22 protein-coding genes and 1 pseudogene are annotated in these 21,428 nt (G+C 70.3%); 12 read left to right on the top strand and 11 right to left on the bottom strand.

The window, feature by feature from the left end:
- Positions 1–460 precede the first annotated feature (460 nt).
- Positions 461–1,168, top strand: coding sequence for a GNAT family N-acetyltransferase (locus ACZ46W_RS21800; protein WP_468339914.1), 708 nt, complete (start codon positions 461–463; stop codon positions 1,166–1,168).
- A 51-nt stretch (positions 1,169–1,219) separates the two neighbouring features.
- On the opposite strand, the gene ACZ46W_RS21795 is transcribed toward ACZ46W_RS21800, so the two are convergent.
- The 4 genes from ACZ46W_RS21795 to ACZ46W_RS21780 form a co-directional block, all read right to left on the bottom strand.
- Entirely contained in the window at positions 1,220–1,780 is a 561-nt protein-coding gene (locus tag ACZ46W_RS21795) for a hypothetical protein (protein ID WP_468339912.1), read from the bottom strand.
- Between the two features lie 225 nt (positions 1,781–2,005).
- The gene (locus tag ACZ46W_RS21790) at positions 2,006–2,488 is read right to left on the bottom strand and encodes a hypothetical protein (protein WP_468339910.1); all 483 of its coding nucleotides are present in this window, start codon (positions 2,486–2,488) and stop codon (positions 2,006–2,008) included.
- Positions 2,485–4,344: a glycoside hydrolase family 15 protein gene (locus ACZ46W_RS21785; RefSeq protein ID WP_468339909.1), complete on the bottom strand. Its 1,860-nt coding sequence runs from the start codon at positions 4,342–4,344 to the stop codon at positions 2,485–2,487. The genes ACZ46W_RS21790 and ACZ46W_RS21785 overlap by 4 nt, the downstream gene beginning before the upstream one ends.
- Positions 4,345–4,464: 120 nt before the next feature.
- The gene (locus tag ACZ46W_RS21780) at positions 4,465–4,902 is read right to left on the bottom strand and encodes a hypothetical protein (protein ID WP_468339907.1); all 438 of its coding nucleotides are present in this window, start codon (positions 4,900–4,902) and stop codon (positions 4,465–4,467) included.
- Positions 4,903–4,986: 84 nt separating this feature from the next.
- Here ACZ46W_RS21780 and ACZ46W_RS21775 point away from each other — a divergent pair, with 84 nt between their 5' ends.
- A complete protein-coding gene (locus ACZ46W_RS21775; protein WP_468341114.1) occupies positions 4,987–5,688 on the top strand; it encodes a helix-turn-helix transcriptional regulator in 702 nt (233 codons plus the stop codon).
- 343 nt (positions 5,689–6,031) lie between these two features.
- On the opposite strand, the gene ACZ46W_RS21770 is transcribed toward ACZ46W_RS21775, so the two are convergent.
- Positions 6,032–6,322 carry a hypothetical protein gene (locus ACZ46W_RS21770; RefSeq protein ID WP_468339905.1) on the bottom strand — a complete coding sequence of 97 codons (291 nt, stop codon included), beginning with the start codon at positions 6,320–6,322 and terminating at the stop codon, positions 6,032–6,034.
- Positions 6,323–6,414: 92 nt separating this feature from the next.
- Complete coding sequence (locus ACZ46W_RS21765) at positions 6,415–6,975, bottom strand: TetR/AcrR family transcriptional regulator (RefSeq protein ID WP_468339903.1); 561 nt, start codon at positions 6,973–6,975, stop codon at positions 6,415–6,417.
- Between the two features lie 74 nt (positions 6,976–7,049).
- Here ACZ46W_RS21765 and ACZ46W_RS21760 point away from each other — a divergent pair, with 74 nt between their 5' ends.
- Positions 7,050–8,207, top strand: coding sequence for an FAD-dependent monooxygenase (locus ACZ46W_RS21760; RefSeq protein WP_468339901.1), 1,158 nt, complete (start codon positions 7,050–7,052; stop codon positions 8,205–8,207).
- Positions 8,208–8,759: 552 nt separating this feature from the next.
- Positions 8,760–9,617 (top strand): hypothetical protein, encoded by an 858-nt coding sequence (locus tag ACZ46W_RS21755; protein WP_468339899.1) that lies wholly within the window; start codon positions 8,760–8,762, stop codon positions 9,615–9,617.
- A gap of 123 nt (positions 9,618–9,740) precedes the next feature.
- On the opposite strand, the gene ACZ46W_RS21750 is transcribed toward ACZ46W_RS21755, so the two are convergent.
- The 4 genes from ACZ46W_RS21750 to ACZ46W_RS21735 form a co-directional block, all read right to left on the bottom strand.
- A complete protein-coding gene (locus ACZ46W_RS21750) occupies positions 9,741–10,019 on the bottom strand; it encodes a hypothetical protein (RefSeq protein WP_468339897.1) in 279 nt (92 codons plus the stop codon).
- Between the two features lie 406 nt (positions 10,020–10,425).
- Entirely contained in the window at positions 10,426–11,586 is a 1,161-nt protein-coding gene (locus ACZ46W_RS21745) for an oxygenase MpaB family protein (RefSeq protein ID WP_468339895.1), read from the bottom strand.
- Positions 11,587–11,630: 44 nt separating this feature from the next.
- The gene (locus tag ACZ46W_RS21740; protein WP_468339893.1) at positions 11,631–12,824 is read right to left on the bottom strand and encodes a polyprenyl synthetase family protein; all 1,194 of its coding nucleotides are present in this window, start codon (positions 12,822–12,824) and stop codon (positions 11,631–11,633) included.
- Entirely contained in the window at positions 12,814–13,092 is a 279-nt protein-coding gene (locus ACZ46W_RS21735; RefSeq protein WP_468339891.1) for a polyprenyl synthetase, read from the bottom strand. The genes ACZ46W_RS21740 and ACZ46W_RS21735 overlap by 11 nt, the downstream gene beginning before the upstream one ends.
- Positions 13,093–13,302: 210 nt before the next feature.
- On the opposite strand from ACZ46W_RS21735, the gene ACZ46W_RS21730 reads away from it, so the two are divergent.
- The 4 genes from ACZ46W_RS21730 (at position 13,303) to ACZ46W_RS21715 (ending at position 15,381) form a co-directional block, all read left to right on the top strand.
- The gene (locus ACZ46W_RS21730) at positions 13,303–13,674 is read left to right on the top strand and encodes a hypothetical protein (protein WP_468339889.1); all 372 of its coding nucleotides are present in this window, start codon (positions 13,303–13,305) and stop codon (positions 13,672–13,674) included.
- A 30-nt stretch (positions 13,675–13,704) separates the two neighbouring features.
- Positions 13,705–14,052, top strand: a complete 348-nt coding sequence (locus ACZ46W_RS21725; protein WP_468339887.1) for a DUF6233 domain-containing protein — start codon at positions 13,705–13,707, stop codon at positions 14,050–14,052.
- A gap of 45 nt (positions 14,053–14,097) precedes the next feature.
- Entirely contained in the window at positions 14,098–14,646 is a 549-nt protein-coding gene (locus ACZ46W_RS21720) for a GNAT family N-acetyltransferase (RefSeq protein WP_468339885.1), read from the top strand.
- 297 nt (positions 14,647–14,943) lie between these two features.
- Positions 14,944–15,381, top strand: coding sequence for a peptidoglycan-binding protein (locus ACZ46W_RS21715; protein ID WP_468339883.1), 438 nt, complete (start codon positions 14,944–14,946; stop codon positions 15,379–15,381).
- A gap of 378 nt (positions 15,382–15,759) precedes the next feature.
- Here the strand turns inward: ACZ46W_RS21715 and ACZ46W_RS21710 are convergent, their stop codons facing one another.
- Positions 15,760–16,632, bottom strand: a complete 873-nt coding sequence (locus ACZ46W_RS21710; RefSeq protein ID WP_468339881.1) for a leishmanolysin-related zinc metalloendopeptidase — start codon at positions 16,630–16,632, stop codon at positions 15,760–15,762.
- Positions 16,633–16,982: 350 nt separating this feature from the next.
- On the opposite strand from ACZ46W_RS21710, the gene ACZ46W_RS21705 reads away from it, so the two are divergent.
- The 4 genes and pseudogenes from ACZ46W_RS21705 to ACZ46W_RS21690 form a co-directional block, all read left to right on the top strand.
- Positions 16,983–17,249, top strand: a complete 267-nt coding sequence (locus tag ACZ46W_RS21705; protein ID WP_468339879.1) for a peptidoglycan-binding domain-containing protein — start codon at positions 16,983–16,985, stop codon at positions 17,247–17,249.
- A gap of 34 nt (positions 17,250–17,283) precedes the next feature.
- Positions 17,284–18,372 carry a hypothetical protein gene (locus ACZ46W_RS21700; RefSeq protein WP_468339877.1) on the top strand — a complete coding sequence of 363 codons (1,089 nt, stop codon included), beginning with the start codon at positions 17,284–17,286 and terminating at the stop codon, positions 18,370–18,372.
- Positions 18,373–18,569: 197 nt separating this feature from the next.
- A complete protein-coding gene (locus ACZ46W_RS21695; protein ID WP_468339875.1) occupies positions 18,570–20,804 on the top strand; it encodes a zinc metalloprotease in 2,235 nt (744 codons plus the stop codon).
- Positions 20,805–21,242: 438 nt separating this feature from the next.
- Positions 21,243–21,428, top strand: a pseudogene (locus ACZ46W_RS21690) (aminopeptidase P family protein); the annotation flags it as partial.

Raw genomic sequence — 21,428 nt, 5'->3', positions numbered from 1 at the left:
ACAGGCCCAACGACCCCACGAACCCCGGCGGACGACCGGCGAAACCGTCCGGGAACACCCGCACACCTTGTACAGACACCTCTGCCACGATCCCGCTAGTCCGACGCTCCGCCCATGCGGTCCAGCCTCTCATGGGCCGGATCCAGCAGGGCGGCTCCGCCTTGACCGGTCCGAAACAGGGACCGCAGCGCACTGGCCGCGTAGGCAATCAGCGTGACGACCGGCCATGGACCGGGCCCGGCCATGCGGCGAGCGCTTCCTTGCCGCAGGAGCCCGATGGACCGGCCGCAGGGACAGGGCTGCGTACCCGGTGCCGCAGGCCTGGTCCCGGCACAATTAGACTGCGGCTGCAAGAGGGCGCCGACCCCGCTGCCGTTGCCTCAGAGACGGAGCCTCGGCACGTACGGCGGCAGCCGCGTCGGTCGGCTGCCTTCACCATGATCATGAGAGGCGCAGCACGATGGTGGTCCACGACGACGCCCTGGTACTCGACGACCCGGTGGGCCAGTCACTCCGCGGCCACCACGCGCATCTCGCCCGCCACCTCGGCCAGGCTGCCACCTACCTGCCGGGAGTCGCGACCTTCTCGGCCATATCCGCCGACCCGGACGCGGCGGAGTGGGCCGACCTCGCCAAGCTCCTCGGCCGGGGCGAGCTCGCCGACATGTTCAGCTCCCCGGCGACTCCGCCATCGGACTGGGAGCCGGTCTTCCTCCTCGAAGGCCGTCAGATGATCTGGCCCGGCAGCGTCGCGCCCGATCTCTCCCACACCGGATCCGGCACCAGCGTGGTCGAGCTGGGCGCGGACGACGTGCCCGAGATGCTCGACCTCGTCGCACGGACCCGACCCGGACCGTTCTGGTCGCGCACCCACGAGCTCGGCACCTACCTCGGCATCCGGGACAACGGCACGTTGGTGGCGATGGCGGGCGAACGACTGCGACCTCCGGGCTGGACCGAGATAAGCGCCGTCTGCACCGCCCCCGAGGCACGCGGGCGAGGCCACGCCGCCCATCTGGTCAGCGCGCTCATCGCACGTGTCGTGGCTCGCGACGAACGCCCCTTCCTGCACGTCGCCGAGGCGAACACCGGCGCGATCGCACTCTACGAGCGGCTCGGCTTCAAGACCCGCAAGCATGTGACCTTTCAGGGGTTCCGCACGCCCTGATCCCCGGGCGCCATCCGGCCCGGGGAAGCTCGTCCATGAGCGCGAACCGGGTCAGTCGGTGATGTACCAGTCGTTGTCGAGGTACTCCAGCGTGTAGCTGCCGAGGTCGCTCTCGGAGAAGGTGGCGGAGGCCCTGACCGCTTCGACGGGCATCTCGATCTTGTCGGGCGTGCGCACGGTGACGCGCTGCGGGTCGACCGTCGCGGTTCGCAGGGCCTTCTTCTGCGCGGGCGAGATCATCCGGAACACGACGGCGTACGTCGACGTGCACGGTCCGAGCCCCTGGTCCTGTGCCTTCTTCGCGGCGGGGCCGGCCACTTCGCAGACCGTGTCGATGTCCTCGCGGCCCAGGGCGTGGAGGTACTGCTCGTACCGCTGGATCGCGCCCTCCCGTGTCCTGGGGGCTGGCTGGTCGCCGGTCGGCACGGCCGAGGGCTTCTCGGGCGTTGTGGACGCGGAAGGCGTGGCCGACGGCTCTTGGACCCGCGTGGACGCGGACGGCTGCGAAGGCTTCGCGTCCGTGTCCTCCTTCGCCTCCTCGGGACCGCACCCGCAGGCCACCAGCGCCACACAGGTCGATACCGCCACGCGCAGCGTCGTTCGCGCTCTCATTCGGTCCCCTCACCACCGGCCGACAACTCGTCAAGAGGTCACGCTGGATCCGGGGGAACGGTTCCCGGGCCGGTTCGCCGAGGCGCCCCGAGTCCGCATCCGCCGCTGCGGCCGCAGCCACGGCGGAGGGTACGGCCGCCGACCTCGTGGTCGCTGGTGACGACTCCCGAGCGGCCGAGCACGGACCGTCAGGCCACGGTGGCGGCCGCACCGTGCTCGTCCGCATCAGGCCGGCGAACCCGTGAAGCCGCCCACGATCGCTCCGTAGCCGATGTGGGCGAGGACCGTGACCACGGGGGTGCCCGGTCCGTAGTTGCGCATCAGGAAGCCGGGCGGTTCCAGCAGCGCGCTCTGCGGGGCGCTGGTCAGAGGGCTGCCCATGCGCGGGTGGACGAGCGGGAGCAGGATGTTGACCAGCGCGGTGCCGGCGAACAGGCCGTGCGCGAGGCCGAACAGGGCGCCCAGCCACCAGCCCGCCCGGTCGATGGCGACGAAGACGGCGAAGTAGACGAACGCGAAGACCTGACCGTTGACGAAGTGCATCAGGTAGCCGAGGGCTTTGGCACGGGCACGGTCGACGGTCACCGCCGTGCCGAGCAGGAACGGCAGGTCCATGCGGGTCAGCCGCAGTTCGCCGGCGGCGCGCAGCGCGGTCGTCAGGGCGAGTGTGCCGACGAAGGCGCCCGCGGCGGTTCCCGACGCGTTCACGGCGCCGTGTCCTTGCTCGCGGCGGTGATGGCGCAGGCGGCGCTGATCAGCGCCAGGTGGCTCAGGCCCTGGGGCAGGTTCCCCAGGAAGTCGCCGGTGGCGGGGTCGATCTCCTCGCTGTAAAGACCGACGTCGTTCGACAACCCGACCAGCTCGTCCATCAGCTCGGTCGCCCGCGCCGGGCTGCCGGTGCGGGCGAGGGATTCGGCGAGCCAGAAGGAGCAGGCGAGGAAGGCGCCTTCACTGCCGGCGAGGCCGTCGTCCCCCGAGTACCGGTCGACGTAGGGCCCGTGCCGCAGCTCGCGATCCAGGGCGCTGACCGTGGCCCGCATGCGGTGATCGTCGCCGCCGTATCCGTACAGGTGGCCCAGCAGGACGGCGGCGTCCAGGTCGTCACTGCCGGCGGAACGTACGTAGCTGTCGCGGTCGGCCGAGAAGCAGTGGTTCTCGATGAACCTTGTGATGTCGTCGCGTGCCGCGTTCCAGCGGGGCAGGTTCCGGCTGGGTATCAGGCCGCGTTGGGCGAGGTCGGCGGCGCGGTCGAGGGCGACCCGGCACATCATCTTCGACTGGGTGAAGTGCCGGGGTGGACTGCGCACCTCCCAGATGCCCGCATCCGGCTCCTGCCAGGCTGAGCAGACGAGGTCGGCCAGCTCTGCGAGACGGCGTGCGACGTCGGCGTCGAGACGGCCGGCGGCCCCCGCGTACTGCCAGGCGGTCTGCATCAGCTCCCCGTAGGTGTCGAGCTGGACCTGCCGGGCCGCGGCGTTGCCGACCCGGACCGGCCCCGAGCGGCGGTAGCCCTCCCAGGGCAGGGTCTTCTCCGGGGTGCGGTGCCCGCCGTCCAGCCGGTACAGCACGTTCATCCGGGGGTGGGTGAGCTGGGAGGCGTGCATCAGCCACCAGAAGTAGGCGCGTGCCTCCGCCGGGCAGCCCAGCCGCAGGAACGCGGCCAGGGTGAAGGCGGAGTCGCGCACCCAGGAGAAGCGGTAGTCCCAGTTGCGCTCGCCGCCGATCTCCTCCGGCAGCGAGGTCGTCACCGCGGCCGCGACCGCGCCGGAAGGGGCGTGGACCAGCAGCTTCAGCGCCAGCAGGCTGCGCATCACCGCCTGGTGCCACCGCCCGGTGTGCGGGCGGCCGTGCGCCCAGCGCCGCCAGGCCGCACACGTGGCGTCCAAGCGTGCCTCGCACTCGGAGCGGGCGGGCAGGACGAGCGGCTCCTGATGGGCGAACGGCATCGCGAGCAGGGCACGCCGGCCCTCAGCGAGCGCGAAGTCTCCGCCGATGGCGTCCGAGCCGCATACGGGCTCGCCGGCCTCCCAGGCGCAGACCGCCAGCGCGTCCCTTCCGGCTGCCGCCACAGGGACACCGGCGCGCCGGGTGATCCGGGTGCGGTGGGTGCCGTAGCCGAAGCGCGGCTTGACGCTCCAGCGCAGTGGCACGTATCCCGACAGCCCCTCTACGCGTCGCAGCAGCTCCCGCGTCGGTGTGAGCGCGGCGTCGTCGTGGAGGCTGAGCGCGTCGGTGATCCGCACCGTGCCCGTGCTGGTGCGGAAGGTCGTTTCCAGGACATTGGTGCCGGGCAGGTAGCGGCGCTCCACCCGGTACGGCGCGGATGGTTCGAGCGTGAACCGGCCACCGCGGGCGGCGTCCAGCACGGCGCCGAACACGGCGGGGGAGTCCAGGTCGGGGAGGCAGAGCCAGTCCACCGACCCGTCTCGGGCGACCAGGGCGGCGGTGCGTCCGTCGCCGAGGACCGCGTACTCCCGGAGGGGAACGTAGCCGCGGGTCCGCCGGCGTCCGGCCGAGGGGACCGGATCGGTCGCTGTCCCCGGAGGGCCGTTGATGGTTCCCATGGCGCCACCTTCCTGTTCCGCGGGCCGCGCGTGCCATGTGTTGCGCTGCCGTCGGCGAGGGCGGGTGAGCCCCCGGGCGCTCGCCCGCCCGTCGCCGTTCGTGCCCGCCGCGGCGGGCGGTCAGCGCGGCTGCCGGGTGCCGTGGTAGCGCTGGGCGAGCCGGGCCAGGGCCACCGCGCCGAGCAGGAGGCCGAAGTCGCGCAGTGCGATGTCGTAGTGCCCGGGGATGGTCAGCAGGTTGACGATGATGCCGGCGAGCCATCCGGCGACCAGCCAGCCGCCGAACCGGGGCGCGAGGGCGACGGCGATGCCCGCGACGATCTCGATGACGCCCACGGCGTACATGGCCGCCTGTGCGCTGCCCGGGACGATGTCGTTGATCCACGGCGCGAGGTAGGTGGGCCAGTCCACGAGCAGGTTCGTGAATTTGTCCAGTCCGAACAGGATCGGCGCCACGGTGAACCCTGCGCGCAGGATGACGAACGCCTGGTAGCCGGGGTCGGCGAGTGCGGCCCGCCGAGAGGAGGTGGCGGACGTGGTGGTGGTTGCGGACGACATGACGCACTTCCTTCTATCGGCAACTCTCATTAGCAATAGAAGCGCGCAAACCTTCTTTAGTCAATGGGCGTGGGTTTTACACTGGTGTTCGTGGATCACCCGGAAGAAGCACCCCGACCCGACGTCTCCGCCGTCGCCGCTCTCGACGAGCCGACCCGCAGGAGGCTGTACGACCACGTCGTACGCCAGCCGGAACCGGTCAGCCGCGATGAGGCCGCCGAGGCGCTGGGCCTTGCCCGGAAGACCGCGGCCTTCCACCTGGACCGCCTGGCGGACGAATCACTGCTCGACGTCGTCTACGAACGGCGCAGCGGCCGCACCGGCCCCGGAGCCGGCCGGCCGGCCAAGCTCTACAGGCGATCCACCAAGCAGGTCACCGTCAGCCTGCCCGAGCGCCACTACGAACTGGCCGGCCGCCTCCTCGCCCAGGCACTGGAGGAATCCGAAGCCACCGGCGAACCCGTCCGCACCGTCCTGCACCGCAAAGCCCACAACCTCGGCGCCCAGCTCGCCGAGCAGGCCAACACGGGCGTGTTGGATCTGCTGGAAGACAACGGCTTCGAGCCCCGCCACGACGGTGACGCCATCGTGCTGGGCAACTGCCCCTTCCACGCCCTCGCCCGCGAACACACCCAGACCGTGTGCGGCATGAACCTCCACCTGCTCCGCGGCGCCCTCGAAGGCCTCGACGAAGCCGGCTTCCAGGCATGCCTGGCTCCGAGCCCCGGCCTCTGCTGCGTCCGCCTCGAGCCGGCCTCCTCCACCCCCGCCGCGACGAGCACCTGACGCACCACTCCCCGCCCGTCTCGGCCGTCCCGTCGTACGAGGAGTACGTCGAGCGTGTCGTTCACGATGCCGGCGACATCGACCTGGCCGAAGCCGAACGCGCCGCCGCACGCTTTCCCACGGCGCTGGGAAAGCCTCAACGACACCCCCGGCCGCATGGGCTGCGCCCCTCTTCGCCCATCGACCTGACGGTCAGACGACCCGGTTCAGCCTCTCGTCGGCATCGGCCTGTGCCGGAAGCACCCCGTTTCGGCGGCGGTCAGGAAGTGGCGGCTCGATCCCCGCCCACTGCACGCCAGTTGACGGCACGCCCGGACAAACGATCAGGGTCCGGACGTAGCGACTACGCGTGGCCGGTGCCGTCAACCTTGCCGGCGGATGTCCACCAGGACACCAGCCGGGCAGCCATCGTTTCCGGCTCTGAAGGCAGAGGGGTAAGACCGAAGTGGTCTTCCAGCTCGTGTCGGAGGAACGCACCGATCTCCGTCTCGTCCTCGCCGCTACGGAGGCGCTGGAGCAGAGGGGCGAGCATGCAGTCGTACTCGTCCTGCACATCGTCCGCGACGCCGATCGGATCCCACTCGTTGAGCAGTTGCCGCAGGCCGTTCACGGTGACGCCGGTTGCAGATCGCATCGCTCCAGGGTGCCACCCCGGCAACCGCCGTCGTTACTCACCCCCACACTGAACCGAACGGAACCGGCAATCCGACGTCCGTGCCGGAGGCCTCAGACGCGCAGCGCGGCGGCGACCAGTCCTTCGAGGGCCTCGCGCGGCACTTCACCCCCGCGCACAAGCCGGTCGAAGACCAGTCCGTCGAGGCACGTCAGCAGCGTGTGCGTGCGGTTGTCGACGTCCTTCACGCCCTGCCCTTCGAGGAACGACCGAACAGCCCTCCGGCCGGCGTTCTCGCGCGGCACGAGGATCGCGCGCAGCTCCGGGTCGCGCACGCTCTCGACGGTGCAGGCGTATCGGGCGAGCGAACGGCGGCGCCCCTCGCCGGTGAGTCGCTGCCGCGCGAGCAGCGCCATGGCGTCAACCAGCTCTTCGGCGGTGCGAAGTGGCGGCAGTTGCTCCGCCGTCGTCTGTAGTTCGGCCTGGTCGAGCTGGACCAGGCGGGTGACGAGCCCGGTCAGCAGCGCGGCTCGGGTGCGGAAGTAGGCCGACGTGGTGCCGGGCGGCATGGCCGCTTGGCGGTCGACCGCGCGGTGGGTCAGGCCGCGGACCCCTTCGTCGGTGAGCACGTCGAGAGCCGCGTCCGCGAGGAGGGTGCGTCGGTCGGTGGTCATGGTTCCTTTCTACACCTGTAGAGCCTCGGATATGATCGAACCTTCTACAGGTGTAGAAGAAGTGGGGGCTTGTTATGGGCAGCACAGCAGTAGTCGTAGGAGGAGGCATCGGCGGACTGGCCGCCGCGATCGGCCTGCGCCGCATCGGCTGGGACGTGACGGTCGTCGAGCGCGCGGCCATGCTCGACGACGCCGGAGCGGGCATCTCCCTTGCCGCCAACGGGCTTCGGGCACTGGACGAACTCGGCGTGGGCCACGCGGTGAGGAAGGCGTCGCGGGGCCAGTACAGCGGTGGCACCCGCACACCGGCGGGCGGCTGGCTGGCCAGGATGGACGGCGTGGGACTTGAGAAGGCGGTGGGTACGCCGATCATGGGCATCCCCCGCGCCACCCTGCACCGGCTGCTGCGCGAGACGCTGCCCCCCGAGGCCCTGCTGATCGGCCACGAAGCAGGCTCGGTCCAGCAGATCGACGCCGGGACGGTTCGAGTCGGCTGCGGCGGAACGATCCGGGAAGCGGACCTGGTGGTGGCGGCCGACGGCATCGGTAGCAAGATCCGCAGCCGGCTCTTCCCCGCCCACCCCGGCCCCGCCTACAGCGGCTCGACGGTGCTGCGTGCCATCACCGAGCAAGCGGTCGGGCTGCACACCGACTTCGAACTGACCTGGGGGAACGGCGCCGAGTTCGGACACATCGCCTTCCCCGACGGGCGCGCCGAATGGCACGCGGTCCTCCGCCTCCCCGCCGGCACGCGGTTCGCCGACCCCCTGGCCGAACTGCGCCGACGTTTCCACGACTGGCACGACCCGATCCCCGCGCTGCTCGACGCGACCCGGCCCGACGCCGTGCTCCACCACGACGTCAACGAACTGCGCACGCCCCTCCCCTCGTACACCGCCGGCCGGATCGCACTGCTCGGCGACGCGGCACACGCGATGACCCCCAACCTCGGCCAAGGCGCCTGCCAAGCGCTGGAGGACGCGGTCACCCTCGCCGCCGCCCTCGCCTCCGAACCCACCGTCGAAGCCGCTCTGGCCCGGTACGACACCGAGCGCCGCCCGCGCAGCCAGGCCGTCGCCCGCGCCGCTCGACAAGCCGGGCGGATGGGCCACCAACTCTCCCACCCCTTGGCCGTGGCCCTGCGCAACGCGACCATGCGGATGACACCCTCCCCTGCCGCCATGCGCATGATCCTCCGACACCACGCCTGGACCCCACCACGGTTGAGCTGATCCGGTGCGCGCCCGCGGCTCGCCGGACACCTCCGGAGTTCGCGTTGGTCGACCTCACCGGCACCGAACCGGTCGCGCTCTCCGCGTGCACCCACGAGGGGATCGGCACCATCACCTGCATCCGGGACCGGAGAGTCGAAACGCTCCACGGAACGACACGGGCGGGGGTGCTCCGTTTGTGAAGAGTGCCCCCCGTTCACTACCAGGTGCCACCACATCCCCCAGCGGCGACGTAGTCGGCGTGGCGGGAAATGTATAGGTTCCTCAGCACTCACCCAGGCCGGTCACCGGACCGTCCTGTGCGTAAGGGGGGGACGAACGTACGTGAACGTATCGACAACCTTCAGGAAGTGGCGCGCTCGCGGGCTCGCCATCACAACGACACTGGCCCTCGCCGCTGGAGTGGCGGCCCTGACTCCGTCCACCGCCCAGGCGGCGCCCAGCTTCGGCCGTGCCTACGTCTGGGCAAACTCGCCCAACGCCGCGCTGAATACGCCGTACACACCGTCGGCGGCCTACAGCCGGAACTCGACCGGGGGGACGAATACGGTCGTGCGCACCGGAACCGGCCAGTACACGGTCCGGATGCCCAACCTCGGCCGGGTCGGCGGTGTGGTACACGTGACCGCGTATGGCGCCAACGCGAACTCCTGCGGCGTCCACTACTGGGCCCCGGTCGGTGACCGACTGGATGCGCACGTCCGGTGCTTCACGCCGGGCGGAGTACGAGTCAACACCGCGTTCACCACGAGCTTCGTGAACACCACCAGCCTCGGCGGCCGGTTCGCCTACGTCTGGGCCAACCAGCCGACCACGGCTGCGTACACGCCGTCGACGAGCTACCAGTTCAACTCCGCCGGCGCGACCAACACCATCACCCGCTCCGGCGTGGGCCGGTACACGGTACGGATCCCATCGATCGGGTCCGCGGCCGGACAGGTGCAGGTGACCGCATACGGCGACGTCAGGGCCAGGTGCAAGGTCGTCAACTGGTACGTGTCGGGAACGGCCCAGATGGTCAACGTCCGCTGCTTCACCCTCGGCGGCGCACTCCAGGACAACCGGTACACGCTGACCTACGTGCGCGGCACCGGCATCCAGCGCATCACGCCGGCCGCCTACGCGTGGGCCAACCAGCCGACCGCGTCCGCGTACAATCCCGCGGCGTCCTACTCGTACAACTCCACGGGCGCGACGAACCGGATCTCTCGGGTCGGTGTCGGCACGTACCGCTTCTGGCCCTCCGGAATGCCGCTGAGCAACGGCAATGTGCAGGTGACCGCCTACGGCGCGGACTCCAGGCACTGCAAGGTGGACTACTGGACACCCAGCACGGGCGTGCAGGTCCGCTGCTACACGGCCGCGGGCGCACTGTCGGACACCTACTACGACGTGGCGTTCCAACGCTGACGGAAACCGGAGCAGGGTAGGGCTGTGAAAACGTGCGCCGCCGCGATGTCCGCTCGCGGCGGCGCACCGGCCGCCGCGAGGGCGTTGACACGCGGGCTTTCACCCGCGCCGTCGGCACACGACTCAAGCGTGATCCCGGGCCTCCGCGCCGCTGGTCCGCAGGTCGCTCCTCCTCTTCCACTCGGACAGCGCGCTCCTGCCGCATCTGCGCCACACCGAACAGGAGATCCGTGCACGCTGCGCCCCGCTGGTCATCAGCGTGTTCACCGGTGCCAAAGGGTCACCGGCCACCGTCTTGGCCAGCAGTACGGCGGCGGCCAGCGGCAGCAACACTGCCGCGAGGGCCGCGCCGGTGCCGGCGACGGACTGCATGTTCACACGTCGAGGCGCTTCGGAGGTCATGCTCCGCATCCCAGCACGCAGCGGCGCGGGGCCACATCGGGCAACGTACTCAGCACTCGTGCCCAGGTACTCACATCCGTCGGAACGCAGTCGACCACCCGTGGCCGGCCCGTCTCCTGCCACCCGCGTACGGGGTTTGACCCGCCACACGCGCGGGGAGCCCCATCAGCGTGGCCGCCGTAGGCTCCTCCTGAGCCGCAGCCGGGGCCGTCACGTGCCGTCTCGGATGGCATACCCGTCCCACAGCGGACCGCCGGCCAGGTCCAGAACGTCTGACACGACCGCGGCGAAGACCTTCGCGTCCCCGGTGATCGCCTGCGCGGCAGCTTCGGACAACGCGTGGTGCGTTGCGGGGTCGGCCGCAGCCGGCCGCCGCGACAACCACCGCCCATGCGAGGCGGGGCCGTCAGGAGACCGTGGGCGGCGGTGGCGTCCAGCGGTGGGTGCGGGGCACGGTGCCGGAGACGCCGTAGTCCTTCTTGAGCGCCTCGGGGATGGCGTAGTGCATGACGCGTCCGCGGGTGAGGGAGGACAGTTCGAGGATCGTGGTGAGGTGCCCGATGCGGTCCAGGGCCCAGGCGCTGAACGGGGAGCGGTCCTCGATCGTCTCCAGTACGCCGAGGAGGCGGGGCGCGGCCTTGACGACGGTGTCCCACGGCGTGCGGTGCACCCGGAGCCAGTCGGCGCAGGTGTCGCCGATGAGGTAGCGGATGAGGGCGGAGACGACCGGGTCGAAGAAGGTGCCGGGGACGACGTCCTCGTAGAGGTCGACGAGCTGCCGGGTCAGGTGTGCGCCCTCCTCGGAGGGCCCCATGTGCCGGATCATGTACAGGTCGAGGAACCGGCGGGCGTCGTCGAGCGTCTTGGGCACGGCGCTCTGGTCGACGCCGAGCATGGCGCCGACAACAAGCCAGGCGTAGTAGTACGCTTCGGCGCCCTCCGCCGACATGTGGATGCCGAGGCGGTGGAGGCTGTCCAGCACCAGCAGGGAGAAGAACATCTGCCCGCCGATCATGTCCTCCTGGCAGATCGGTGTTCCGAGCGCGTCGGCGTCCCACCGGTCCTCACGCCTGAGGTGGTGGCGGATGGAGGCGTGCAGGAGGCGGACCTTCTGGGCGGCGGGAATGAAGCGGCTGCCGGCCTCGAAGGCGTCGGGCTGCATGAGGTGGACGGTGAACTGGCCGGTCTCCGCCATGCGTTTGGAGGGGTAGTTCAGCCCGTGGGTCGTCGACAGGAGTTTCGCCACGTGCGGGACGACGTAGCAGGCGGGCATGGAGGCGAAGGACAGCGCGGTGGAGATGTGCACGTTGTTGTCGATGAAGAACAGCCGGGCCTTCTCCATCTCCGACCAGTCCACCCAGGACGGCGGGAAACGGGTGGCTTCCAGGTAGTCACGAGCGACGTCGGGCAGCCCGTCCGGCAGGGGAGCACCGGCGGCGGAGACGTAGCGCATCAAGGTGTTGAACGTGCCCACCTCCCCGCGTTCGAAGAGGGTGGCGACGGTGGCGTCGGCGAGTTCGTCACCGGCCTGTCGCAGGGCGTCCATCGATGCCTCGCTGTAGGTCATGGCAGGGCTCCTTCTGCACGGGGTCGCGCCGCCCCGTGCGGGCGTCAGGACTGTCGGACCGCCGCCGAATGGGCGAGTGCGGTGAGGGCGGCGGTGGCGTTCACCGGTACGTCCAGCTCGTGCAGGGCGGCGAGAGCCTCCTCGACCCGGGCGCTGATCATGGCCTCGATGCGGTCGGGTGCCTTGAGCCGGCGCATCAGCTCGCGGACCGCGTCCAGGGCCTCCCCGCCGGGGTTCTCTCCGTCGGCCCGGTCTCTGTCGGCCCCGTGCGCGTCGCCCCCGTGCTCGTCGGGCCCGTGCCCGTTCGGCCCGTTCCTGTCCGGCCCGTGCTTGTCCGGTCCGTTTTTGCCCGGGGCCCGGCCGCCGGGCTCCGGGCGGCCGTCCAGCAGCGTACGCAGCGACTCCCGGTCGGCGTCGCCGGCGAGGCGCCACGTCTCCGCCAGCAGGGCGGTGGGCCGCCGGCCCCGCAGATCGTCGGTGCCCGCCTTGCCGGTGCGTCCCGGGTCGCCGAACAGGCCGAGCAGGTCGTCCCGCAGTTGGAACGCCTCACCCAGCGGCAGCCCGTACGCGGAGTAGCCCTCGCGCAGCCGCGCTCCGGCCCCGGCCAGGGCGCCGCCGATCAGCAGGGGCTGCTCGACGGTGTACTTGGCGGTCTTGTACCGGATCACCTTCAGCGACGCCTCGGTGTCCGGGGCGGCTCCGGTGCGCAGGATCTCCAGGCACTCTCCCGCGATCAGCTCACGGGCCATCACCGACCACAAGGGACGGGCCCGGGCGAGGTACGCGGCGGGCAGCCCGCTGGTGGCGAACAGATGCCCGGCCAAGGCCATCAGCAGGTCCCCCAGCAGCATCGCCAGCGACCGCGCGGCGCCGTCGGCGTGCGGTCGGCCGCGTACGGCACCGCGCAGGGCGACATGGGCCGTGGGCCGCCCGCGCCGCAGCGGGCTGTCGTCGACGAGGTCGTCGTGTACGACCGCCGCGGCGTGCACCAGCTCCATCGAGGCCGCCGCCCGCACCAGGGCGTCGCTGTCCGGCTGTCCCACCGCACGCCAGCCCCAGTAACAGAACGCCGCCCGGAGCCGTTTGCCGTCCGCGACCGTCGCCTCGAGCTGCTCGGCCACCGGAGACAGCAGCGGGTCGATCGCCGTGAACCGGTCGGCCTCCAGGGCGACGAACCGGCGCAGTACCTCGTCGACGCGGGTCTTGAACGCGGTCGGCTCCCACCGGTCAGACGTCATCGGCGGCCTTCCGCGCCAGGGCCTGCCGGGCGAGGATCTCCAGGTGGGCCGGGGGTGCGGCCGCGTACCGGCTCATCACGAGGCGGCCACGCGCCACGAGCTCGTGTTCGGCCTGGGCCGCCAGCTCCATGGCGTCCGAGCGGCGCAGCAGTCCCCGCACGCCCCCCAGGGCGGTGCCCAGCGTGCTCGCCGCCAGGTCGGCCAGCCCGGCGACCAGCAGCAACGCCTGGCTGTCCAGGCCCCCGCCGTGCTCCGGTTTCCCAGTCATGTCCTCTTCCCCCCACGCACCGCACATCGGACGGCGTCTCACGCGCCGTCCTTCGAGCATCCCGATAGGCCGGGCCCGGGAGAGGAGGAACTCACGATCGAGTGATCACATCGCTCCGCCGTACGCATCGCCACCGGCGCGGTCCCGCGTCCGCCTGGCGCTCCGGCACGCCTCGTACGAAGAGAATCGAACAGGCGTATGATTCTGGCCATGGCCGGAACTGACTTCCCCGATGATCTGCGAGCTGCGCAGACCCGCCTCCACCAGGCGACCGCCGAGCTGGCCGCGTTGTGCCGGCGACTGCCGTGGAGCGTCGAACCGATGCCCGGGTGGCCGGGCATCGCACACCCGCACACCGGCGAGGTCACCGGCGGCCGCGAGGACAGCCCCGGCTGGACCGAGGGGGAGAAGGAAGCGGTCGCCCGGCTGCGAACCGAGTGCCTCGGCCTGTCCCTCCGCGTCAGCACCCATCCCTACTGGCGCAAGATCGACGATCAGCAGCGCGCGCCCGCCCGCTCGGCGCTGAAGCAGGTCACGCGGCAGACGGTGACGCCGCCGCACGGCGTCACCGAGGCCGCCTGACCGACGCCGACGACGTCCCTGGACTGGACCGTGTCCGACCCACTGCCACCCCCGTACCCGCCCGACGACGAGCGGCTCGCCGCCATCGAGGCGTACCTGACCGTGCAGCTCCTGCACGTCAGGCAGCAGCGCGCGGCCAGGGCCCGTCAGAGGGAGATCCAGGAGCGCACGGCTCCGCCCGCCCCGCCGCCGTACCGGATACAGCGCGGCCTGGACGCCACCCGGACACCGGTCAAGGTGCACGTCGGGACGTGCGCGCTGGCGGGCAGAGGGGCGACCGGCGCGTCGGAGGAATCGGCGCGGCGGGCACTGGCGGAGCAGGTGGACGCCTGCTCGGTGTGCCGCCCCGACACCGAGCTCGGCATGATCGAGGGCTAGGCATTCTCCCGGTCCCTCGCACCGGCGTGCGCTAGGTTGCCGGCCATGACCGAACTCGGACCCGTCGCCTGGCCACCTGCCCCGATAAGCACCGAACGGCTCGTACTCCGCCAGTCCGAAGCCCGGGACCGTGCGGCCTTCGTCGATCTGTTCGCATCGCCGGAGGTGGGCGCCCACATCGGTGGTTCTCGACCGCGCGACGAGCTCGAACGGGCGGTGCCCGAGGTGCCCGGGCGGCGCCCCGGCCTCTTCGTGACCGAGCTCGACGGTGCGATGATCGGCATGATCACGCTCGATCGGCGCGACGCCGGGCGTCCGGGTCGCGTCCGTCCGCACGGCGGGGAGGTCGAGCTCGGCTACCTGTTCCTGCCGGAGGCGTGGGGACGCGGGTACGCCGCCGAGGCGAGCGCGGCGGCACTCGACTGGTTCGCCGGCGCGCTTCCCGGCGAGCCGGTGGTGCTCTGCACCCGGACCGCCAACGACCGTGCGATGCGCCTCGCGGCACGACTGGGGTTCACCGAGGTGGAGCGGTTCGAGGAGTACGGCGCCGAGCAGTGGTTCGGCGTGTGGTCCTCGGTCACGCCGTCCCGCTGAGCGGCTGTCTTCCTCGGGGCGTCCGGCACCAGAACGGGAGTGGTGTCCTCGGCTTGCCGGGACGTGTCGGTGGCGCTGTGACGGCCCATCGGTTCGCGCTTCGGTTGCTTCCCCGTGCTGGCTGGTTCGTTTTCCGTGGTCGCCGGTTCAAATATCGCCCGGTCAATCATCGAATTTCGTTGAAAATTCCCTGATCGGGTGTCAGGTGTGCGCTGTCGGCGGCCGGATGGGCCGCATATCCGAGGGCGTCTGCGTATCTGCGTATGCAGATGACGAAAACGCGCCTAGCATAAAAGCATGGGAAATGACAGCACATACTACACAGTTAAGACGGGTGACACTCTGTACGCGATTGCCCGAACGTTCGGTACTACGGTCGAGCAGCTACAGGCGTGGAACAATATTCCGAACCCGGACATCATCAAGATCGGTCAAAAGCTGCTTGTCCGGCAGGAAGAGCCGCAGCCCGGCTCGGGTTACGTCCCCTTCCCCGGAGCTGGCTGGTTCAAGAATCAACCGAACAGCCCCATCATCGCCATGATGGGAGCTCGTCTCATCGAAGAGAGGTGCTCGGCATACGGTCCGGGCGGCCCGTCGTCCCAATGGAACCAACAGCACCGTGACTCCTACGCCAAGTGGCAGCGGAAGCTCGGGTACACGGGCGCGGACGCCGACGGCTGGCCCGGACCGACGTCGTGGAACAAACTCCGGGTTCCTTACCAGGTCTTCGCCTAGGCACGGAGAGGAAGCGGGAGGTCCGGCGACCACCCCTCGTACCGGAGAGGCCGGGACGGCCCGTTGTCCCCTGCCGGGGAGCAGGCACATCCCCGGAACCAGCTCGGAGGGCCGGGCACGGCAATCACCGGTGATGCAGGCGCGGCTCAAGTAGGGCGAGGCCGCGGCCGAGCGGTATCGCCGTGGCCGGGAGCTGCCGCCGGAGCTGCCGATCGGCACCGGCTTCCTGGTCTCGCCGCGCCTGCTGATAACCAACCACACCAACCACCACATCCTGCTTGACGCCGCGACCGCGCAGGAGTGCCTCGTCGACGTCTGGACGACTTCGCGCGGTCTGGACCGCCCGGCTCTGGACCGCCCGGCTTAGGACCGTGCGTCTCAGGGCCTTTCGGCCGGGATGCGAGTGGGGATGGTGGGGAGCACCACGTGCCGCGGAACCGAAGGCAGCACGCGGCCGGAGCTCGCGATCTCCAGCAGGTCCGGAAGCGCGTAGTCCTCGGCGGCGCCGAGATCGACCGTGTATCCGAGGTCCCCCAGGCTCGCCACCGTCAGCCGGCTCAGGGGGTTGTCGCGGCCCTCGATGGACGGGGACATCAGCTCGTTGTCGAACACGCGCTCACGCCAGTGGCCGCCCGCACTGCCGGATCCGCCCTCGTTGGCGACCGGCACCGGGGTGGGCCCCCTGTTCTTCAGCTTGCCGAACTCCTTCATGGCGCCGGGCCCGACGAAGGTGGGATCTGTACCCGGGAAGTTCTTGAGGAAGCCGAAATCCGTCCAGACGGTTCCAATACCGAGGACGTGACCCATCTCGTGCGTGATGACGTCGAGAAGGGTCTCCTCCTCTTCCATCTGGGCCAGGTCGGCACTGTCGAATCTCATGATCCCCTTCACGGGCAGCCCCGCACCGCTGGCCGCGTCCTCACTGCGGAACCGCGTGGGGCCTGCCTCCCCGAGGGTGTTGGGCACGTTGTTGACACCGTCGATCGGGACGCCCTCGGCGTCTATCAGGAGGTCGTCGATCACCACCTCACCGGAGAAGTCGTGAATGATCGCGGTTTCCAGGTCTCCCACGATGACGCGGGCCCAGCGGTCCGCGGCCTCGGAGAAGACGCTCTTCTGCCTGTTCGTCAGCCCCCGGATGAACCGCACCTCGATCTGGAACGGGGACGTGGTCTCGGCGAGCGCAGCGGCACGGCCACTGTCCGCAACGGCACGGTACGTTTCGAAGGCGTAATGGGTTTGCCTGCCCATGGCCACCACTCCCATGACGCGTAGTCGGATTTGTCCCCCCCCCAATAACCTTAGGCTCATTCTCGTGAGCAGGCCATGCCCTCAAATGCCGTTGAAAATTCTCGTTTTCCGGCCGCCGCCCGGGGGCTCGACGTTCCTGAGCGGACGATGCGGCTCGGCCTGGGGCACACGAACATGCAGTGGATTAGCGGCAGATGTAGCCTAAACATGGGAACGCATAATTTTCGTAGCGCGTTCGGGGTCACGGACCCATGGCGGGGGCAGCGTCCCTCGGAGCGGCTGCTCGTCTCGGCAAGGGCTCAGCCGTCGCCCGCAATCCTCGGAAGGCCACCACGAGACAGGAGTGCGTCATGGCCACCGACATCTGCACCCACACCAGTGCCCGCCCGACGATCAAGCGCGGCTCGTCGGGAGCGGGTGTGAAACAGGCACAGTGTTACCTCAACAGTTCACTGACGGGTGACGGGCTCGTCGTCGACGGAATCTTCGGACCGCTCACCGACGCGGCGACCCGGAGATTCCAGCAGTGCGCGACCATCACGGTCGACGGAGTCTGCGGCGCGCAGACCTGGTCTCATCTGGCGTTCTGGGCCAACAGTCCCGACTTCGTCTGCTGAGCGCCCTGAGCAGAGAACCGGCGATGGCGGACCCATGGCAGAAAGACCGAGGTTCCTCGACCGCCGGAGGCGCGGTACGCACGAGAAGGGTCTGTGGGAGCTCCGCGAGAGCCTGACCTCGCGCATCAGCGAACTCGAGGCGCTGCTCCGCGCAAGGACAGGGCAGGAGGAGTTCCCGGCGGAGGCGCGAGCACTGGCCGCCCAGGCGTTCGAGGAGCTGAAGGAAGCCAGGAGCACACTCCGCCACGACCACCGCCGGCGCCTCCCCGCCGCGCATCTGGCCGTAGCCCAGACGCGGTTCGACGTCGCGCACAACCTCATGCTGAGACTGTCCACGCTGGACGAGGTCACGGCCATGATGCCGGGGCTGGTGGCCTACATCCGCGAGCACCTCCCCGTCAGCGACGAACGGAGGGTGCAGGTCGAGGAGATCGCGCTGGCCATCCGCAGCGGCTCGGCGCTTCAAGAGGTACAGCGCGAAGTGGTCGTCGATTCGGTGGCCGTCGCACGCCAGTCCCATCTCCGGGAGAACCTCCGGGTCCGCAGCTTCACGTACGTCGTCTACGGCATGTCGGTCGCGCTGTCCGTCATCGTCGTCCTGGTGGGTGTCCTGGGCGCCGTGGCCCCGGACACGGTGCCCTTGTGCTTCCACCCCGAGAAGATCGGGGTCGTCTGCCCCACGGCGAGCGACATGTCCCAGCGGAGCCAGGCCGAGGGCGACGTCGATGACCTCTACGCAACGGTCGCCTCACCCTGGGACTACCCCGTCGTCGCATTCGTCGGGATCGTGGCGGCCGCCGTCGCCGCCGCCACCTCCCTGCGCCGGATCAGAGGCACGTCCACCCCCTACAACGTCCCCGTGGCACTCGCCCTGCTGAAGCTGCCGACCGGTGCGCTGACCGCCGTTCTCGGCCTGCTGCTCATGCGGGGTGAGTTCGTCCCCGGTCTGCAAGCCCTCGACTCGTCGGCCCAGATCATCGCCTGGGCCGTCATCTTCGGATACGCCCAGCAGTTGTTCACCAAACTCGTCGACAACCAGGCCCAGACCGTCCTGAACTCCGTGGGAGGGCCGCACAGCACCCCGGGCAAGCCCACGCGAGAACCACCGGCGCCCACCACCTGACGGGGCGGCGCGCCCCCCGGGTCCTCAAGGGGGCTGCCCGTCGCCGCCACCACCCGCCCGGGCGCACGCGGCGGGTGGGCCCGGGCTCGTTGTGGTGGGCTGGAACCCGGCCGGCGGATCCGGCCCGGTCAGGTCACCCACCACCATGTGCGGCCCGGCCGCGACACCTGAGCCGGGGCAGAAGGAGTACGTACGCCATGTCGATGATCACCGACCCGACGGCCCTGGACGGCCAGGCCCAGTCATCGCTGGAGGTCGATCTCGAGGACCTGGCCGCGCGGCAGGAGATGGCGCAGCTCCAGGAGATGACCGCGGCCGCGGAGCTCGAGGGCGGCGAGCAGGCCGTACAGCTCCAGGCCAGGGTCGCCCAGCTCGAGGCGCACGCCGCGCTCAGGGCCACGACCCAGCCGGTGAAACGCCTGGTACGCGGCCGCTACCGCAGTACCGGCACCGGAACCCAGATGGAACTGCGCGTCGACGTGGACGGCGTCCGGCCCACCATGCGCCTGAGCGGCGACTTCTTCCAGAACAGCGGAGCCACCTCGACCTATGCCGGGTCCTTCGTCGTCGAGGCCCCGGTCATCACCCAGTCACCCGGCACGGTGAAGCTGGAGGGCCAGGGCAGGTTCAGCTTCCCCATGAGCTCCCGGCACGTACGGGTGACCATTCCCCGGGGTATGGGCCTCCCGCCCCGGCCGGGCATCGCCACCGTGCAGTTCTCGGCAGGACCGGCCGTGGCGCCCGGCGCCACCTTCCTCTGCTCCTTCGTGTCACCGCACCTGCGCAGCGTGCAGCTCGAACAGGACTCCGTCGCCGGAACCGTCCCGTTCATCTCGTACGACACCGGCTCCCTGCCGCAGCCGCCCTCGAGCCCGCGGCGCACCCTCACCGTGCCGAAGGCGTACGAGGAGGCGGGCATCGAGATCCAGCTCGCGGGGACGCCCAACGTCATCGACTTTGACGCGGCCGGTGCGGACGCGAAGTGGGACGTCTCCGAGCTGCACAACGCGATGGTGAACCACTTCACGCTCTGGCGGGACGCCCCGCTCTGGCGGGTGTGGATGCTGATCGCCACCGAGTATGTGAGGGCCGACGTCCGGGGCATCATGTTCGACGGCGGTGGAGCGTTCCAGCGGCAGGGCGCCGCGGTCTTCCACAACGCGATCAAGGGAACGGATCCCGCCAGCCAGCGGGCTCAGCTACGCACCTACGTGCACGAACTGGGCCACGCCTTCAACCTGCTGCACTCCTGGGACAAGAACACGGCGACTCCTCCGCAACCCCTCGGTCCCAACGGGGGCCTGGGCGACCTCTCGTGGATGAACTACGCGCAGCGGTACCAGCCCCCGCCCCCGGCGCCGGGCGGCACCGCCGCCTACTGGGCGGCGTTCCCGTTCCAGTTCACCGACAACGAGCTGATCCACCTCAGGCACGGCTTCTACCGCGACGTGGCCATGGGTGGGAACCCGTTCCAGTTCGGCGCCGCCGAGATCGACGCCGATCTGTTCGGCGACCCGGTGGTGAACCACTCCGGCCTCGCCCTGGAGCTCCGCTCGCCCGGTGCCTTCCGGTACGGGCAGCCGGTGGTCGTCGAGCTCAAGCTGTCCACCACCGACCTGAACGGACGCTCCACGCACGGCCACCTCGACCCCGAGGAGGGCTTCGTCACCATCGCGATCCGTACTCCCTCCGGCGACACCAGGATCTACCGGCCACCGCTGACGCGGTGCGTGGACGATTCGGAGGTGGTGCGGCTCGACGCTGAGCGGCCCGCGCTCTACAAGAGCTCGTACATCGGATTCGGCAAGGAGGGCCTGTACTTCCAGCAGACCGGCCGGTACCAGCTCCGCGCGCAGTACGTCGCCTCGGACGGCTCCCGGGTCCTGTCGCCGGTGCACCACGTCACCGTCCGCGCGCCCCGCACCGACGAGGACGAGCACATGGCCGAGCTGCTGATGGGCGACGAGCAGGGCATGCTCTTCTACCTCCTCGGCTCCCACAGCGACACGCTCCGCCCGGGCCGTGACGCCATGGAGGAGGCGCTCGACCGCTACCCCGACCACCCCCTCGCCGTCTTCCCCCGGCTGGTCAAGGGCACGAACGCCTCCCGGGACTTCAAGTACCTCCCGGCCAACCGCAAGCCCTACGTCAAGGAGGCCGCCCCCGAGGAGAGCATCGACCAGTTGAACAAGGTCGTGGACGCCACCGTCGAGAACCGCGGTGTCGACAACCTCACCCTGGGCTGGGTGATGAAGCGCCGTGCCTTGATGGAGGTCAGGGCGGGCCGCGATGAGCAGGCACAGCGGACCGTGGACGACATGGTCACCATCCTCAACGGCAGGGTGCGCAACCCCGCCGTCCGTCGCGACATCGAGGCACAGGCCCGTCGCCTCCGGGACACGCTCTCCGGCGAGCACCGGTACGGGCCCTGAGCCCGGCCACGTCTCGCGGCGCGGAGCAGCCCGGCCCCCCGGTGCCCTCTCCGCCCGGACGGCGGACCGGCGGGGGCGGCGGGGGCGGCGGCCGTGCCGGGCGCCTGGGCGGGGACCGCGGTCTCGGCGGCCTGGGTCACGGCCTGGCCCGCCGTGGCGAGGAGCGTGACCGCGACCGCGGTGGCGAGGAGCGAGGAACGCACCATTTTGTGCTGGGACACCAAGGACTCCTGGAAGGGGAGGTGGGGGACATGGTGGACACGGCGCGGGGATGCTGCGTGGGGTGTGCCGGACGAGCGGTCGTGCGTGAACTGCCCTGCGCCACACGGCGTTTGACGGGGATTAACGCGCCGCGGTGTGAGCTGTAACATAGTAATGTGAAATTGCACTGACAAGACCTGTGCGCACACCAGTTCACGCCTTTCCCAGGGAGCCCCCGTGACCGAACCCCTCTCCCGCCTCAACACCGGGAGTCACGATCTGCCGGTATCCGCCGAGTTGTCCCGGTACATGGCCGGCAACTGGGCCCCGTCACCGCTGCCCGACTCCGAGCGCGTCGCCGCGTACGCCGTCACCCCGGCCCGCCGCGCCCGCCTGTCGGCACTCTTCCCCGGCGAGCGGCTG

Source organism: Streptomyces sp. NPDC031064, from assembly GCF_055570965.1.
The sequence above is the reverse complement of the archived record's forward strand: the minus strand, read 5'-3'. Positions and strand labels throughout refer to the sequence as shown.